Genomic DNA, 18,497 nt, shown 5'->3' on the forward strand with positions numbered 1-18,497 from the left:
CGGCACCCCGATCACATTTATATTTTTAGTTATTTTAGAAATCTACTTCAATTAGATCAGCCAGCGTATCCCCATCTAATAATTCTTCAACCAATTGAATCTTGTTGATTTCAATATGAGGGTCGTTGGCAATGGTTGTTAATATGACCAACAGATTTTGTGACATCGCTTCAATCGTTGTTTTCTCAAATAAAATCGTACTGTATTCAAAGGCCACTTCTAACTTGTGTTGCAATTCGGTAACATACAGCGTTAAATCGAATTTGGATACTCTCGTATTTGGAGCATAAGGCTTACAGGTTACTCCATCCATCTGAATCTCTGAAGCATCTGTATTCTGCAATACAAACATGGTGTCAAACAACGGATTCCTCCGAGCATCTTTGGTTACATTTACTTTCTCAATCAATTCTTCAAACGGATAATCCTGATTCTCATATGCGTTCAACATATTTTCTTTGACTTCCAGCAGATACTCCGTAAAAGTTTTATCCCCTGCAGGATAATTTCGAATAGCCAGTGTGTTCACGAACATCCCCATGACCGGCTCCAGCTCAGCATGTGTCCTGCCTGCAATCGGCGTGCCCACGATGATATCTTCTTGTCCGCTGTATTTAGACAACAGAATGGTATAGGCGGCTAATAGAATCATGTATAGCGTTGTTCCTGTCAAAGCTTCCATTTTTCTCAAGCCTGGAAGGAGGTCTTCCTCCAAAACAATGTCCAATACATCTCCCGCATAGCTTAGGGTTTCAGGTCTTTCATAGTCTGTTGGCAGATCCAATAGTGGGATACTTTCACCAAACACAGTAAGCCAATACTTCTCCTGCTTTTTCATCCACTCACTATGAAGCTGTATTTGCTGCCATTCAGCATAGTCCTTATATTGAATTCGAAGAGGAGATAGCTCCTCTCCCTTATAGAACTGGCTAAGTTCAGTCATTAGAAGCTGTACAGATAGTCCGTCTGCAATGATATGGTGGAGATCTACCAGCAATACATGACGCTCCTGCTGAAGTTCAATCAGCCTCACTCTCATAAGAGGTGCTTGCCCGAGATCAAATGATCGAACAAATTGTTCAATCTGGTCTTCGATCTCTTCTTCCGTTGACTTGATCGATTCAATCCCAAAATTCACTTCAGAATATACGATCTGTTTCGGTTCTCCGTGTATGACTTTGAATGCGGTCCGAAGCGATTCATGACGATGAATCAATTGTTGGAATGCTTCTTCCAATCTGATCCGATCAAGCGATCCTTCCAACATAAACATACCTGACATGTTGTACATGAGTTCCTTGCCGGCTTTGATGCTCATAATGTACATTCTCATTTGCGCCGAAGAAATAGGATAATATTCTTTTTCCTCTACCTGAGGAATGGACACTAATACATCCTGTTCCATTTGTTCAATAGATTGAGCCATCTGTTCGATGGTCTGCCATTCAAAGACGTTTCTTACCGATATGCGGATATTCAGCTTTTGATTGATTTTGGCGGCCAGCTTGGTCGCACGTAAAGAGTTGCCTCCTACATCAAAAAAAAGATCTTTTACACTGATTTTTTTCACCGCAAGCACATCCTGCCAAATAGGCAGCAACTGTTTTTCCACCCCCGTTTGGGGTTCTATATATTCACTTCCCGTTTGTATGTTTTCTTCTGGACTCGGAAGCGATTTGCGATCGATTTTCCCGTTCGATGTCAAAGGCATGTGATACAATTGTATAAAGTAGGCTGGAACCATGTAATTCGGCAACACCTTAGAGAGGCTTTGTTTTAACTCTCCCACCGTCAGCGTGGAATCCGCTGTAAAGTATGCACATAACGATTTGTCCCCGTGATCATCCTCATGTGCCATAACGATAACTTCTTTCACACACTCTATTTTTAACAGTGCTGCTTCGACTTCCCCTACTTCGATCCGGTATCCGCGAATTTTAATCTGGTGATCCATTCTTCCCAAATACTCGATATGGCCATCGGGAAGCCATTTCACCAAATCTCCCGTTTTGTACATTGTCGCTCCCTGGACATACGGATCACGTACAAATTTTTCTGCTGTCAGCTCAGGTAAATTCAAGTATCCTCTACCAACCCCATCGCCAGAGATACATAATTCCCCTACGACGCCTACAGGCTGAACTTTGCCATGTTTGTTCAATACATACAGACGATTATTTCCTAATGTTCGACCAATCGGTAGGTGAGCTCGTTGATTCGCTGTATCCAGGTATTCTGGAAGTACACGGTATGTCGCAACATCCACACAACATTCTGTTGGACCGTACACATTAATTATGGTTGGAGGCGTTATATGATTGAGAGCAAATAATGATGTGATTTGATTTACACTTTGCAGAGAAAGAGCTTCACCGCCAATGAGCATATATTTTAGCGATATGCCTTGAACGTTTTTTGCCTTCGAAAGCAATTTCAGGTGTGCAGGTGTTCCGTCCGTCAAATCAATTTGGTGGTGCTGATAATAATTCATCAAATCTTGTCCATCCAGTACCGTGTCCTTGTCTACAATAAACAAGGCATGTCCTGACAGTAGTGCACCAAAAATCTGCTTCACAGATGCATCGAAATAGTAAGGCGCAAGTAAAGCGACATGCAACCCGCTATGCTGATCATCTATAACTTGACTGTACAACGCTTTAACCAAATGATGAACCTGACGATGTTCGATCATCACACCTTTTGGCATGCCTGTTGTGCCTGAAGTATAGATCACATAAGCCAACTGCTCGGAATTCCCTGCCGGTTCCAGATTCGACAGATTAGCTGCATAGGTTTCTTCATCGTCCAAATCAATCATTTTTCCATTAAACGATACCAACTGCTTCAAATGCTTTTGCGTAACTAACAACGTTGCCCCGGAATCATGCAGGATATAGCGGATACGCTCTTCAGGAGAATCCGGATCAATCGGTACATACGCCCCGCCTGCTTTTAGAATGCCAAAGATGCCAACGATCATATCAATCGAACGATCTGTCAGAATACCTACAAATTGATCCTGCTGCACTCCCTCAGCTCTAAGCGTATATGCCAACTGATTCGCCCGTTCATTCAATTGATGATACGTCCATTGCTCATCTCCAAAAGCGACGGCTAATTGATCGGGTGTCCGTTCCACCTGTGCTTCGAATAATTCCTGGATGGCCTGATCCCGGGAATATTCTATGTTGGCATCATTAAAGTCATATAAAAGAACGTTCTGCTCATGTTCAGACAGCATTTGAATATCGGATAAGGCAATATCAGGTTCGATCACAATGTCTCTGAGGATGTTAAACAGATGTGTTTTCATTCTGTCGATGGTATCCCTTTCAAACAGCTCCGTCTTGTAATTAAAGTGCATTTCCAGACACTCGTTATCATCCTCAACGATGAACATCAGATCATACAACGATACACCGACATTTAATTCTCTAACTTTAAAGCTGCAATCCTGTTCTTGCCGTTGATTCAACGCGGTATTTAAGAAGATATACATCGTATTAAAAAGTGCTGTCCCAGTGGTATCACGATGTGTGTTTAATTTCTCTACAAGATTGTCAAAAAGATAGTCCTGGTTATCCAATGCATCCAGGGATTGTTTTTTTATTTCCTCGAGATAGGATCGAAATGACTTATTCCCCACTGGCTGTGATCGAATCGCTACCGTCTGGATAAAGACACCTATCATATTCTCGACATCCCGATGGTTTCTTCCTGATGTTGGTGTACCTACAATCAAGTCTTCTTGATCCGTATATTGATGAAGCAGCACATTATACGCTGCCAATAACACCATAAACATCGTAGTTCCCGTTTGTTTCGCAAGCTTCTCCAGCGACTGCTTCAAGTGTGCGTCCAACACAAATGACAATCTTGAACCTGCCGAAGTCAAAAGAGGTGTCCGAACAAAATCAGTAGGCAGATTAAGGTTCGGGAGTTCTCCTTTGAATTGATCCAGCCAATATTTTTCTTGCTGCTTATAAGACTCCCCCGCCAGAAATTCTTTCTGCCAAGCTGCAAAGTCTTTGTATTCAATCTCAATTTCCGGCATGTTTCTTCCGTCATACACATCGATCAGTTCATTCGCAAGAATGCCAACGGAATATCCGTCCGATATAATATGATGCATCTCGATGAGAATCTCTGCATGATCATCGTTTATACGAATAAATTCGGCACGTATTAATGGCGCTTTGGAGCAATCAAATGGTTTTGCAAACGCCTTAACATGTTGTTCGAATGAAGCAGAGCTTTCCTGAGATTGTTTTACTTCAAAATCAATCGTTGGAGCAATACGCTGGTAAAGCTCTCCATCCATCAGATGGAAACTGGTGCGAAAAGCTTCGTGACGGTGCACGATTTGTTCCAATGACGAAATTAGTTTAGCTTCATCGATATTTCCTGTGACCGTGATATGGCCGCACATGTTCTGAAACACACTATTAGGCTCAAATTGATCCAGAAAGTAGATTCGCTGTTGTGCAGCTGACGTCTCATAGAACTCCTTCACGTCCAATGCCTTGATTGGAATGAATGTTTCCTCGTTCTCGCCTGTAATCAGACTGGCAAGCTCTTTCAGACGTTGGTTTTGGAAGAATTGAACGATTGAAATTTTATGTTGAAACTGCTCATGTACCTTGGATAGCATTACAGTCGCCTTGAGCGAGTTTCCTCCGAGATCAAAAAAGTGATCATGTCTCCCCACTTGATCGAGGGATAATACGTCTACCCAGATCAAAGCCAGCTTTTTCTCCACTACATTGACTGGAGGCTCGAATATGGCTGCATGATTAACGTGAGGAAGACGCTCCGTAACAAATCGATTGTACATCTCTTGTAATTGATCCTGTTGCTCGGATGAGAACAACGTCAAAGACGAAATTTCAGCCTCTGGATGACTCACCATATTTTGCAGTAAACCCTTAAATCCTTCGGACCACAATTTCATCATCTCAGGTCCAATGAGATCGGTATTGTAATCAAAATCCAGATACAATTCATGGCTAACATCCGTAATATTAAGAAATAAATCGTAAGAAATATGTTTGATCGGATACGACATGAATTCAGTCTTGATATTTTCAAATTGAAGATGATGAATCGTTCTGTCCATATTGAATAAAATCCGGGTATCCGGTGCAGTCATATGAGCAAGCTGTTCGGATACGAGAGTCAGTGGGACATGCTGATGCTTCATGACAAGAGCCAGCGTTTCCTTGAGCTGAAGAACATGCTCTACGACGGACTGCTTCGTTAACAAGGCATGATGAACAGGTACAATGTTGACACAGTTGCCAATCAGCGCATTTTTTCCCATATGAGACTGACCCGCTGTAGGGACGCCGATGACAAGGTGAGACTGCCCTGTTAGTTGATGCAAATATAAATGAAACGCTGCAAACATCGTTACAAACAAACTGCTCTTATTATTTATACTTAACGTTCGCAAAGACTCTGTTAATTGATGATCCAGCTGGATGGAATACCTTTCACCAGAATATCCCCTGGGCACATCATCGGACTGTACCGTTGGAAGTGAAATGTTGGGATAGGATAAGGAAAATTGTTCTTTCCAGAACTGGACTCCTTCGGTAAATGAGCCTTTTTCATGTTCAAGGCGTTGCCATCTTAAATACTCATTGAATGGAGTGGCTTCAGGTAATTGAATCGGAACTCCTCGGACCAGAGCAGAATAGGTATGTTCCAACTCTTGAATGAATACAGCAATCGACCAGCCATCTACAATAATATGATGAAATGTCAGCACCATAAGGTATTGATCGGCTGCCTTTTTAAGCAAGGTGATTCTAAATAGAGGTTCCCCAGACTGTAAATCGAAGGCTTCATTTGCATCGGCAGATAACCAATTGGAAATTTCCCGTTCTTGATCCTCACCTGCATATGCCGAGAAATCCAACCATGTACATTGAAATTCCATTACGGATCTGATTTGTTGTGTTTCACGATCGGCATGAATGACTGTTCTCAGGGCTTCATGACGCTGTGCGATCTGATTCACGGCCTCATCCAGTGTGGAAGGCTTTATTCCACCTGTCATTTTTAAAATAACACTCTGATTTAATGCAGCATTCGCATCTTCCCCATGTAATGAAGTTAACAATAATTGTTTTTGCTCTAAAGAGAGCGGATATTCCGAAACAGGCGATTCACCAGGGATAAACCCCCACTCGCGTAGTTCATGGATCGTCTCTTTCACGATTCTGATTATCGTATCCATGTCACCCATGGAATGAACAGTCGATATAAAACAGTTACGGCCTTCCCAAATATATAAACCTTTATAAATTAAATGGTAGAAGAATAATTCCATATCTCCAAATGATATAAATCGAAATAAAGATCCATAGTTCACCATTTGCATCGGTACATTCGCTGTTTTGAAAAACGCATTTAATTCTTTAACAAGATAATCTGTTTTTTCATTTAATTCCTTATATAAAGTTCCTGCTTCGGATTGAAGATACTGCAGTACCGTTAACGTCACTCTCATCGTAAGAGGGTGTGTACAGAAGGTTCCACCGACAAACGTTTTCTTATCTGCATCGGAAGGGTAAGAATCATCACCAAAGTTCCAGGTTCCACCATCTACCGGATTCATAAATTCAGCTTTACCCGCGACTATGCCAATAGGCAGCCCGCCACCGACCACTTTCCCATACGTAACCAAATCGGCTTGAACCCCAAACCAATCCTGTGCTCCACCCAGACCGATTCTGAATCCAGTGATGACCTCATCGAAAATAAGTGCAATACCAAACTGTTTCGTGATCTCTCTAAGTTCCCGCAAGAATTGTGTTGGCTGCAGATCAGGTCTTCGACTTTGCACCGGCTCTACAAGCACAGCAGCCAATTCATCACCCAGGTTCTGAATCATTTCCAGGGATTGTGGATGGTTATAATTAAGAATAATCAAATCTTCCATAGCGCTTTGTACAATACCAGGAGCCATAGGCAGCGCAGACGATAAAGCATCCCCAGGATTCGCTATACCCAACACGCCGTCATGTGTACCGTGATAAGATCCTGAAAATAATACAACTTTGGAACGCCCCGTTGCTGCCCTCGCTAAACGAAGTGCAACCATGACAGCTTCTGTTCCTGAATTATAAAATGCGACACGCTCTACACCCGTTAGCTCGGAAATTTTAGCTGCGACATCTCCTGCCAAGTCTGACATAGGGCCCAATGGAGGCAACTGTTCCTGGAGGCTGTCTGCTATTACATTTTGAATAAATGCTGGATTATGGCCAAATAGATTCACACCAAATCCCATCGTCAGATCCAAATACTCGTTCCCGTCCATATCCCATATCTTAGATCCCTCTGCACGAGTTGAAATGATAGGATACACCATTTCCTTCCAATACGAACGGAATCCGGACACATTGCGATTATTCGCATGGGCATAACGAGTTTGGCTCGTTTTATATTTGGAGCTTTTTGTCTTTGCGGTATACTTGGCTATAAATTGTTCAACATACTGGTTCTGAAGCGCTGAGAATCCACTCTCTTCATGAATTTTCAACGATTGATACGGTATAAAAGGTTTGGCTTCCTTCGATTCCGAATTGGGTTGGATCTCTTTGGTTGGTTTGGTTTCATGATGTTTGGTTTCATGCTGTTTCATCTCCAAAAGAGGCGATTGAACAGCAGTCATTTGCTCGCCTAACAGCACATTCAAACTTTTTAATTGGGATTCCATGAGCTGAATGGCAGACATCACAATTTGTTCCGACACATTCCCTGATGATTTTGCCGTGTTTATATTGTTCACAGATGCCAGATTTTGTTGTTCAGTATGCTCCTGAACTGTTTGATTGTTTATATTTTCAGATACATCATTATGCTTTATATTCTCTGACACATATTTAACTAAGGAATTAATATTTGTAAGGGTTTCAAAAAACATTTCCATCGGGATATTCAAACGGAACAGCTCTGAGATCTCCTTTTGAATTTGCACAAGAATGATGGAATCCAATCCCATTTGGAGAAAATGAGCTTGATGATCCAGCTCTTCCAACTTCAAACCAGATGCACGACTGATGCTTGTTTTAATCTTTAATTCAATATCGTTTGTATTCATCTCCATTTGAACCTCATTCCTCTCTGACCTATGTCCCGCTGGTATCGTATGTTTGACTTCAATCCAACACCGCTTCTGCTCAAATGGATATAGAGGCAATGGAATTTTCCGAATGACTTCATGATTATAAAACCTTTCCCAATCAATCACTGCCCCCAGTGTAAATAGCTGACCGAGTTCATTTAAAGATTCTGCCTTTCCCCCAGCATAGAGATGATCGCTAACAAGCGTTTTGTCTTTTTTGGCATAACCAAAATAAACATTTGGCAGTTTACCCTCTCCGCTTGCAATTCGTTGCAATTTTTCATGTAATTCTTGTGTACTCGTGACTACGATGGCAAGCCGATAATCCAGATTAGCCCTTCCCGTACTGGCTGTATAACAGATTTGTTGTATGGAAACATCCGTGTGATCAGTTAGATATTCATGATACGTTCTGACCAATTCATCCAGCGCCCGTTCCGTGGCAGCAGACAGAACAAATAAATTAGGCTCTTGGGACATTCTTTTATCTACGGTTGGGGAAGGAACATATTCTTCGAGAACCACATGCGCATTGGTACCACTGAAACCAAAAGAACTAACCCCGCATCGTAATGGACCCTCTACTTCACCAAAAGCCATTAATTCCTGATTCACATAAAAAGGTGAAGCTTCAAACTTAAGCAGGGGATTAGGCTTGTCAAAGTGAACCAATGGTGGAATCTTTCTATGTTGAAACATAAGAATAGATTTAATTAATCCAGCGATCCCCGCCGCTTCAAAGCCATGTCCAATGTTAGCTTTGGCAGATCCGATTGCACAAAATTGTTTCCGATCCGTATATTTCTCAAAAGCTTTACGCAAAGCATTGAATTCAACCGGATCACCTAATTTTGTCCCTGTTCCATGTGCTTCAATAAAGTTAAGCGTATCAGGAGAAATACCGGCTTCCTTCCAAGCCTGTTCGATCACATTGGTTTGTGACTCCGGGTTAGGTGCTGTGATTCCTACCGTCTTGCCATCCTGATTAATCGCACTTCCCTTAATCACACCATAGATATGATCCCCGTCCTTAATCGCTTGCTGCATTGGCTTCAACATGACCGACCCAACACCTTCGCCAAATCCCGTGCCGTTGGCATCTTCGCTAAACGTTCTCGTCAATGCATCTGGAGATTCCATATCCAGTCCGATACTTATCGGTAATAATGCCGTTCGAATGCCTCCTGCGATTGCCATTTCACAGTCTCCAGCGACCAATCCTTTACATGCCATGTGAACAGCAACAAGTGAGGAGGAACAAGCGGTATCAATCGTTAAGGCCGGGCCTTTTAAATTCAAGAAATATGCAATTCTGCTCGCCAGTACAGATGGTAAATTTCCAATGATATAATTTTTGAGTTCTGCAGGGTAACTCGCCGTCACGAGCCGTTCGTAATCATACCCAACTTTGGAATATCCCACGTACACGCCCACATTTCTTCCATTGATTCCTTCCCCTGCATACCCGGCATCTTCAATCGTATGCCATGCCGTTTGCAAGAACATCCTTTGATTCGGGTCCATAAATTGTGCAGTTTTTGGGGTTATGCCAAAGAAAGAATAGTCGAATTGATCAATTTGATCCAAGTAACCACCCTTGATCCATTGAATTTCGCTCATTTCGGTTCGCATGGATTGTATATAATCCGCTGCGTCTTTTATCCGACTTTCCGGGTAGTCCCAAATGTTATGCGTTCCATTTTCCAAAACACGCCAAAAATCGCTTGCATTTGATGCACCAGGGAGATTCAAAGACATACCGATAATAGCAATATCTTTGGATGGCGTATGATCCTCTTGAGTTTTGTTGACTTGCATGGTCTCACTGTATCCTCTAGCCAGATATGCTGCCAATTCAGTTATCGAGGGATAGGTAAAGAGGTCCGTAACAGCAAGCTCTTCTCCGTATTTTTGTTCTATACGTTCAGCGATTTGGGCCAGCTGTAATGAAGTTGCACCCATATCAAAATAGCTATCCTCAAGTTCTACCTTCTTCCCAACCAGCACTTCAGAAAATAGTGAAGTTAATTCACGTTCTATGACTCGAACCGAAACAGCAGCCTTTTCTTTTGCCTTGTCATTGTCATTCTTGATCCAGTCATGGATGAATGCAGATTCTGTTGAGAATTTGCCTGCTTCATACTGCTTGGCTAACTGATACCGCTGGATTTTCCCACTTGTTGTTTTGGGTAATTTTTTGATGGGCAGTACCTCTTTGACACTCCATCCCCCATGTTTGTATAGATGTCTTTTGATTTCTTTAACATGCGGCAAGAAGTGTTCAATCTTTTTTTTGTACACGACAAACACAATAATTTCTTCACTTTGACTATTCGAATCATACACACCACAAGCAGCAACTCTTCCGAGTTCAATATCATCTAATTGTATGGCGACACGTTCAATGTCATGGGGATAAACATTTTTACCATTGATAAAGATAATGTCTTTTTCCCGCCCTGTTACAACCAGTTTTCCGTTCATGATAAAACCCAGATCTCCTGTATTCACCCACCCGTCGTGCGTTAATAACTTCTCCGTTGCAAGTGAATTATTATAATAACCTTGGGTGACGTTATCCCCCTTGATTTGAATTTTTCCAATAACCAAATCGGGAACACTGTTCATTTCCTCATCGCAAATTCTAACATGGCAATAATCAATTGCTTCGCCAACGGCAACAAATGATGCTACATGTTCAGCATGTTTCTCGACTTCGATGACACGCTCCCCCAAGTTCAGATGATCCCGGTGAACGTACACCGCAGTAAATTCTTCATCTACCTTGGGAAAGGAGACAGCAACAGAGGCCTCTGCTAATCCATATACGGTAAACATGGCTGTTTTCTTTAAGTGATATGCTGACAATACATTTAGGAATTCATCACACACTTCGGGTAATATAGGTTCCGCCCCATTATAAATGACTCTGACAGATGACAGATCCCATCCCTCCGCTTTGTCTTCGCGAAAGAAATTCAGGAAGTATTTATAACCAAAGTTAGGAGAAGACAGTATGGTTGCTTTGTGTTCATTTACTTTTTTCATCCATAGAATCGGTTTGCGAATAAATAATTCCGTTGGGAGCAAGTACTGATGAATTCCTGCCACGAGGGGTACGAGATGAAATCCAATCAAACCCATATCATGGGTAAGGGGCATCCAGGAGAGAAAACTATCGTTTGAGCTAATTTGTGTGCCATTAATAGCAGCACAAGTATTATAAATCAGGTTTCGATGGGTGAGCATTACGCCTTTGGGATCACCGGTTGATCCAGAAGAGAATTGAATAAATGCCAAGTCATCAGACTGAGGTTCAACTATATTATTAATAGATTCATAATGATATATGGTGTCTTGGATCATATCCGTTCTGACTTCTAATTGATGATGGAAATCAAGCATGTCATGTTCCAAAACAAATCTCTTCATTTTATCCAGCACATTCTCAGATGCAATCATGAAAGGGTTATTTAGCAAATTCCAAATACGGCATACTTTCAAGTTTTGTTCTTCATCTTCACCAATACTTACAGGGATAGGGATCATTCCACCGAGTATACAAGCCCAGAATGCGACTAAAAACCGTTTGTTTTCTTGAATCTGAAAAATAATCTCTTGTTTAGGTTTAATTCCGATGGCTTGTAGATAACCTAAATACCCTTGTGCCTCAGTAAATAATTGATGATAAGATATAAAAGTTTCACGTTTGTCCGCATCGATAAAACGAATACCGCGGTCCGTTATTTTACCTCTGTCGCGGATAACATCCACTAGTGTTTGAAACTGATTAGTATACATATCTCTCCTCCAAATGAATCATCTCTAACATGCTTATCTAATTATTTACACATATTTTCAAGAAAATTTTACCATAGAAATATATGTAAAATCAATCAATTTATTGTTACTATATGGTAAAATATAGAGATTGAATAGCTCATTTTTTTACATATTGATGACAAAACGTCTGAATATTCAACAACTTCAGAGCGTATCCAACGACAAACAGACCACCTCATAATGAGACAGCCTGGAATGTTCTAGAGGTCTTGTGAGCAAACAAAATCGTACTAAATTGCATTAATTAACGCAGTTTCATCTATTGAAATTTGTTTCGCTGTAAGAATCGAATGACATACCTGTAGAGCATCATTTATCTCTTCTTCGCTGAGTTCGTATCCATTCTTGTGTATTTGTTCCTTTACCCGTTGTAATTGATGAAATAACGGCTCAACCGTTTGGGTATATGCTATCGAATCTTGGTTATAATTCCGTGAAATGAGTGCGGTTACCATTAGTTCTGATAACAACTTTTTACGAATCGTTAACCGCTTATTTTTCCTTTCTTGTGTATTTGTAAGCATTAGTAAATCGGAAGGCTGACCAAGGGAATAAGGTACAGTACGCTTCGTTATTTTACTCATAAGACTAACTAACACATGTTTAGAACCCAACTCTATAACTTCAGTAACCCCATTTTCAACCAGATAAAGCATGGACTCTGACCATCTTACAGGCATCGTCATCTGCATGTTTAAGTAATCCACGACAGATCGATCACACTCATAGGGTGCTGCTGTAACATTTGAAATAATCGGGTATTTTGCATGGGCATATTGATATCGATCCAATTCAACTTTGAATTGTTCTGCTGCGGTTTGCATCATGGGAGAATGATAGGGACCACTTACATTGATATAAGAATGTTTCGTTCCCAGGGATTCTGTCCTTTTAATAATTTCTTGTATAGAGTGCCGATGTCCCGAAATGACAAACTGTTGGTCAGCGTTCATACAAGCCACACAGGCAGGGTGTTTTTTTGTTGAAACTTCTTCGCATATGTTTTGAAGTGTGTCTAATTGAATGTGTGAAATGGCCACCATGGTCCCTTGCTGATGCGGGTCTGCATTGTGCATAATGATCCCTCGTTGTCTCACAAGTTTAATAGCGTCATGAAAAGATAGAACACCAGCGCATACCAAAGCCGAATATTCTCCCAAACTATGCCCAGCCAAATAAGTGGGTCCCATCCCTATTTCTTGCATATAAACTTGATAAGCAATGACACTTACAGTCAAAAGTGCAGGCTGCGCGTTCATCGTCATTGTCAAATCATTTAGACTGCCTTCAAAACAAAGTTTTCTTAAATCGAAAGAAATAGCATCACTGGCTTCTTCAAATAGCTTTTTAGCTACATCGAAGTTATTCCAAAAGTCTCTACCCATCCCAACCACCTGAGAACCTTGTCCAGGAAACAACAGAGCTACATTACTCATCCAGCATCCTCCAGTATCAACTTTATATTTCATGCACTCCGACAACTTAAAACCAATAAATTCCTTGTTTGCAAAATTTATAGTAAACTTTCATTGGGAGTTATGCAATAATAAAGTCAAAAGGAGGGTCATCTAAATCTATGAACGGAAAAAAATTCGTGATTCTTTTTGGGCTCCTCGTTGGCCTCTGTGTTGGAACATTTAGTGTTGTTCTTTACTGGATCTTGTCTGTAGCCTGAGTACTAATGCAAATAGACACCTCCATTGAGGAGATGCCTGTTCCATTCTGATCTGATCATTCAAGACTCACGATTTGCCTTTTCCTCAGAGAAACGGATTCCTCTTTATTTCAGATCCGATTTTCCCGCTCACTTCGTTCTCTGTACCACTCAACATTTGATCTAAAGATAGTACGGTTGAATAGTCGTCCTGTAATACAATTACATACAGCCCCTTACCTGGAATCCTAACTTGACATACAGAATTTTCTTTGTTCATGTTGATCAGCTGCTCCATTAAGTCTGAAGCCGTTATAACTTCTTTCATCCGAATCCCCTCACCTTTCTACGGATTTATACCTACTGCGAACGGACGTGCCCCCACCGGAATGGTAGCAATCACCGTATTCGTTTCGCCATCGATCACAGAAATGGTATTGTCATCTTGATTGCTTATATAAACTCGATTGGTTAACGGATTGGCGCCCGCTCCGTTTGGATTAATCCCGACCGGAACAGTAGCAATCACGGTATAGGTCAATCCGCTAATTACTGATACATTATCTGTATCTCGATTTGGTACGTAAATGGCGTTTGTTGATGTATTAACTGCTACTTCAGCTGGCGAAACGCCGACCGGAATTGTATCAATCACCGTATTGGTTAAACCATCAATAACGGAAACCGTATTACTGGTTAAATTCGATACATAAATACGGTTTGTGGCTGGATTAACACCTACACGAAATGGATTGACCTGAACAGGTACCGTAGCAATCACCGTATTCGTTACTCCATCAATCACAGACACAGCATCAGAATTAAAATTTACTGCATAGATCCGATTGGTTAAGGAATTGACGCCTATACCCGTTAAAAAATTGAGTCCCGGAATAGTGATAGTATCAATCACCGTGTTGGTCAATCCATCTATAACGGTTACATCTTCAGTTGTATCCAATGAATTAAAATTTGCCGTATAAATAGCATTGGTCGATGTATTGACCCCTACGTCACTTGGCTCACTCCCAACCGGAACAGAAGCAATCACTGCGTTGGTTACACTATTAATGACGGAAATGGTATTGCTGCCTCTGTTTGAGACATAAATACGACTCGTTAATGGATTAACATCAATCCCTGCAGGATTCGTTCCCACAGGAATCGTAGCAATCACCGTATTGGTTTCGCCATTAATGACGGAGACATCGTTACTATTAAAATTCGCAACATAAATGCGGTTGACTGGTGTGTTATCTCCCTCCATTTCAAGTTCAGAAGAGACTAATCGATGTGCGGCAACTAGCTGACCAGTTTCATTTTTGCCCCACACGGAAATCTCCGTCTGCTCCATAGCTACACCTTCAACTGTAAAGACAAATTCAAACGCATCAAGATTGGCAAAATAAGTTCTTGTCACTACCTGATCCGGAGCAAGTGAAATCTGCTCGCTGACATATAAAGTCCTCGTAGCGGTCAAATTATACCCTTGTATCAAAACAATGGATTCATCCAGAGAATTCCTGTTATCAATTTTAACGGTAACTTGTTGTGTTGGCCGTACATCACTGACGGCATTATTCTCAATAGGTCCGGTTGATAGAATGGCCATTTCGATTCTCTCCTTCACTTAGATGTTATGGTTTGATTAGAACCCTTTTGTAAAAATATAAATTGATCTGTTTAAACCAAAATAAAGACCCTGCAATAATATATGCAGGGTCTTAAATAAGGTTTGGGACAAAGGATATACGTATTACCCGTTTTTATCTCTCACCTTGTTTTCTTTAACAAGTGATCAATCCATACTTCACAAAACTATGATACAATCCATCTTCCTCTACTGTTCCAGTAATATCATCTGCAATGGCTTTCAGTCCAGGCTTTGCATTACCCATGGCAATTCCGACGTTACAAAATTCCAACATTTCGGCATCATTCATGCCATCACCAATGGCGAATGTATCTTCTTGGGACATGCCCAGATGCTCCAACAAATCGGCGATCGCAATCGCTTTGTGAATGCCAGGGATCATCAGTTCACCACTTCCTTCACCAAAGATCGGCACAGTGCACTGAATGACTTCGAATTTCCCTTCAAACTCTTGCTTGATCCGCTCAAACGGGATGGCCGAGCTCTCCAAGAAACATACTTTGTTCACATCATCCTTATACAGGTCGGCCTCTCCATACGTTAATCCGGCAATAAACGGGTGCGGTTTCAGCTCCTTCTTCTCTCTGGCTACAGGGTCATTCTCCACATCACCATAGATGCGGCGTTCCAGGTGAGGTTGAAGATTGCTACTCGCATACAATGCCGAATTGGATTCAAGGTAGAAGTCAATGCCGTTTTCATTGAAAAAATCGACCATATGTCGAACATCTTCCGCTGTTACCCTTTTGTGATATAACACGTCCTTGCCAAACTCCACATAACCCCCACCTGCACCAATCAGACCATCGAATCCGACATCCCAGATGGAATCATAAATTTCTGCTTTGGATCGGCCTGTACATAAATAGAGCAGATGCCCATTCTCACCAGCCTGTTTGCAAGCCTTCTGTGCTGACAACGGAATACTTCCATCATCGTCAACCAATGTGCCATCAATATCAATAAAAACAATTTTCCGCTTCGTTTCGTTCATCTGCTTAGCCCCCATCATGTATGTTGTCTATGTCTAACCGAGCGAGTGCCGACAGGCATTTTCCTTATACAAAATTACCTATTCCGTGGTGTTCGCTGATCGATCAACTTCTCCAAAAATCCGGCAAAAGAATCCGCGTATACTTCTCCCCCATTACCATCACAATGTCATTTTCCTTCAATAAATTCCAATGGTCACTTACGTGCGAACTTGTCCATATGTACGGTTTGCCAGTCATCATCCTGCTCAGCAATAACCGTAAACCCTTGGCGTTTCCAGAAATCTACAGCTCCTGGCAAGAAGCGATGTGTATGCAAATACAGCGTCGTATAGTGCATATCCTTCACCACATTCTCCAGTTCCTTTAACATCATCGAACCAATGCCGTATCTGCGATACGCAGGATCTACATAACATTTCACAATTTCGGCTGCAGACTGAGCTTCATATCGTCCTTCCACGGCTTCAATTCGCCCATCATATGGCAAAATCCCAATAGAACCAACGATGCCCGCATCCCCCATCATTGCAACAAGAAAGATCGCATCGTTGGAGTCCAGATAATGTTCTCTGAACTGCTCGAAGTCCACAGGTAATCTCGTATGATCCAGCATCGGAAACACTTCTCTGCGTACACGCATGGCAAAATCAATGGCATCATGAATCTGGTGTGCCTGAACTGGTGTGACTGTCGGTATACTCTGAAGTTGTGTCAATAAATCCACATTCCTTATCCTCTGTATTAGGAGCTACTTCTTGGCCCTTCCTTGAATCTTGTTCATGCCAGATCGGCTCTCTTCATCTCATCTTACCGAATTTATCCCTTCCTATCAATCTATCTACACTACTAACCAAATTGAAAGAGTGCCCACGCAGTCTGATAGAGTTCGCATACGATAAGGCGTGTCACAATCCATATTGGAGGGAGAAACGCTCATGTGGTTATGGTTAGGTGTTTTTGGTTTCATTTTGCTAGCAATAATCGTGTTCGTGTATCGTTATCTGGACCGACGTGCCGAGAGCAAGTTTCACCCTCATGCTCCCAAGCAGCTCTTAGTCAAATTCAAGGAAGGTACAACGGAGGATGAGATGCACACCCTTCACAAAAAAGGGAGATGTAAGGTCGCTGAGACCTATGAAGATTTAGGATGGTACCGTGTGGAATCCCGCAAAAAAATGCACCGGATGCTTAAACATTACAAAGATCATGAGTTTATTGAACATGCAGAGCCGAATTACCTCGTTGAGGCTTCCTTCACTCCTAATGACCCTTTCTTTCCTTATCAGTATAACCTGTCCAAAATCAATGCACCCGCTGCATGGGACATTACTCAGAGTAACAGCTCTGTCAAAATCGCCATTATTGATACCGGTGTACAGCTGAATCATCCAGAATTGGCCTCCAAGCTCCTTCCCGGTTATGATTATGTTGATTATGATAACATCCCTGAGGACGGGAACGGTCACGGCACCCATGTAGCTGGGATCGCTGCCTCCGTTACCAACAATGGTGTGGGTATTGCAGGCGCTGCACCACTCGCATCCATCGTTCCGCTCCGAGTACTGGATAACAACGGGCAAGGAACGATAGGTAATGTCGGTAACGGGCTTGTCTATGCTGCCAATAACGGTGTACAGGTTGTTAACCTGAGCCTTGGTGGTCCGATGGGAGACGCTTTCCTTCAAGCTGCCGTACAATATGCTTGGGATCGAGGAGCTGTGATTATTGCTGCAGCCGGTAACGACAACACTTCATTCCCAATCGTACCCGCCTCGTATCCCAACGTGATTGCCGTTGCTTCAACCAACCCCTCCGATCTCAAATCCAATTTCTCCAACTATGGTTCCTGGGTGGATATGGCTGCCCCGGGTGATACCATACTATCCACATACCTGGGTGGTTCCTATGCCTACCTGAGCGGGACATCCATGGCTGCTCCTCATGTGGCTGGAGTAGCTGCACTTCTTGCTGCACAAGGAAAAACAAATGCTCAGATTCGGGATGCGCTGTGTTTCGCTTCTGATCCGGTATCAGGCTCCGGGATCTACTGGACATATGGTCGACTGAATGCTTATCAGAGCTTGCAGGTGCCATAATACACCTACTATCGCTCATGATTGCACACATGGCATATCCTTTCCATTTTTACACAAATAAAAAAAACGAAGGGGCATCTGTAAGTGAGATGCTCCTTCGTTTGGTTAGAAAGTATTGGAT

Annotated in this window: 7 protein-coding genes; 1 reads left to right on the forward strand and 6 read right to left on the reverse strand. The window is 42.0% G+C overall.

Translation table 11 applies throughout. The features are described 5' to 3' along the window. Nucleotides 1-34: 34 nt before the first annotated feature. The 6 genes from V6669_RS18050 to V6669_RS18075 form a co-directional block, all read right to left on the reverse strand. On the reverse strand, nucleotides 35-11,935 hold the full coding sequence (locus V6669_RS18050) for an amino acid adenylation domain-containing protein (protein ID WP_338587339.1): 11,901 nt from the start codon (nucleotides 11,933-11,935) through the stop codon (nucleotides 35-37). A 272-nt stretch (nucleotides 11,936-12,207) separates the two neighbouring features. Beyond that, the gene (gene fabD, locus V6669_RS18055) at nucleotides 12,208-13,413 is read right to left on the reverse strand and encodes an ACP S-malonyltransferase (protein ID WP_338587340.1); all 1,206 of its coding nucleotides are present in this window, start codon (nucleotides 13,411-13,413) and stop codon (nucleotides 12,208-12,210) included. 324 nt (nucleotides 13,414-13,737) lie between these two features. After that, nucleotides 13,738-13,959: a hypothetical protein gene (locus V6669_RS18060; protein ID WP_338587341.1), complete on the reverse strand. Its 222-nt coding sequence runs from the start codon at nucleotides 13,957-13,959 to the stop codon at nucleotides 13,738-13,740. An 18-nt stretch (nucleotides 13,960-13,977) separates the two neighbouring features. Then, the gene (locus V6669_RS18065) at nucleotides 13,978-15,243 is read right to left on the reverse strand and encodes a YncE family protein (protein ID WP_338587344.1); all 1,266 of its coding nucleotides are present in this window, start codon (nucleotides 15,241-15,243) and stop codon (nucleotides 13,978-13,980) included. 175 nt (nucleotides 15,244-15,418) lie between these two features. Continuing rightward, on the reverse strand, nucleotides 15,419-16,279 hold the full coding sequence (locus V6669_RS18070; RefSeq protein ID WP_338587345.1) for a Cof-type HAD-IIB family hydrolase: 861 nt from the start codon (nucleotides 16,277-16,279) through the stop codon (nucleotides 15,419-15,421). 194 nt (nucleotides 16,280-16,473) lie between these two features. After that, the gene (locus tag V6669_RS18075; protein ID WP_338587346.1) at nucleotides 16,474-17,004 is read right to left on the reverse strand and encodes a GNAT family N-acetyltransferase; all 531 of its coding nucleotides are present in this window, start codon (nucleotides 17,002-17,004) and stop codon (nucleotides 16,474-16,476) included. 211 nt (nucleotides 17,005-17,215) lie between these two features. Here V6669_RS18075 and V6669_RS18080 point away from each other — a divergent pair, with 211 nt between their 5' ends. After that, a complete protein-coding gene (locus V6669_RS18080) occupies nucleotides 17,216-18,376 on the forward strand; it encodes a S8 family peptidase (protein WP_338587348.1) in 1,161 nt (386 codons plus the stop codon). The last annotated feature ends 121 nt before the right edge of the window (nucleotides 18,377-18,497 follow it).

Origin of the sequence: Paenibacillus sp. Y5S-9 (genome assembly GCF_036894235.1) — a bacterium.
GTDB lineage: Bacteria > Bacillota > Bacilli > Paenibacillales > Paenibacillaceae > Paenibacillus.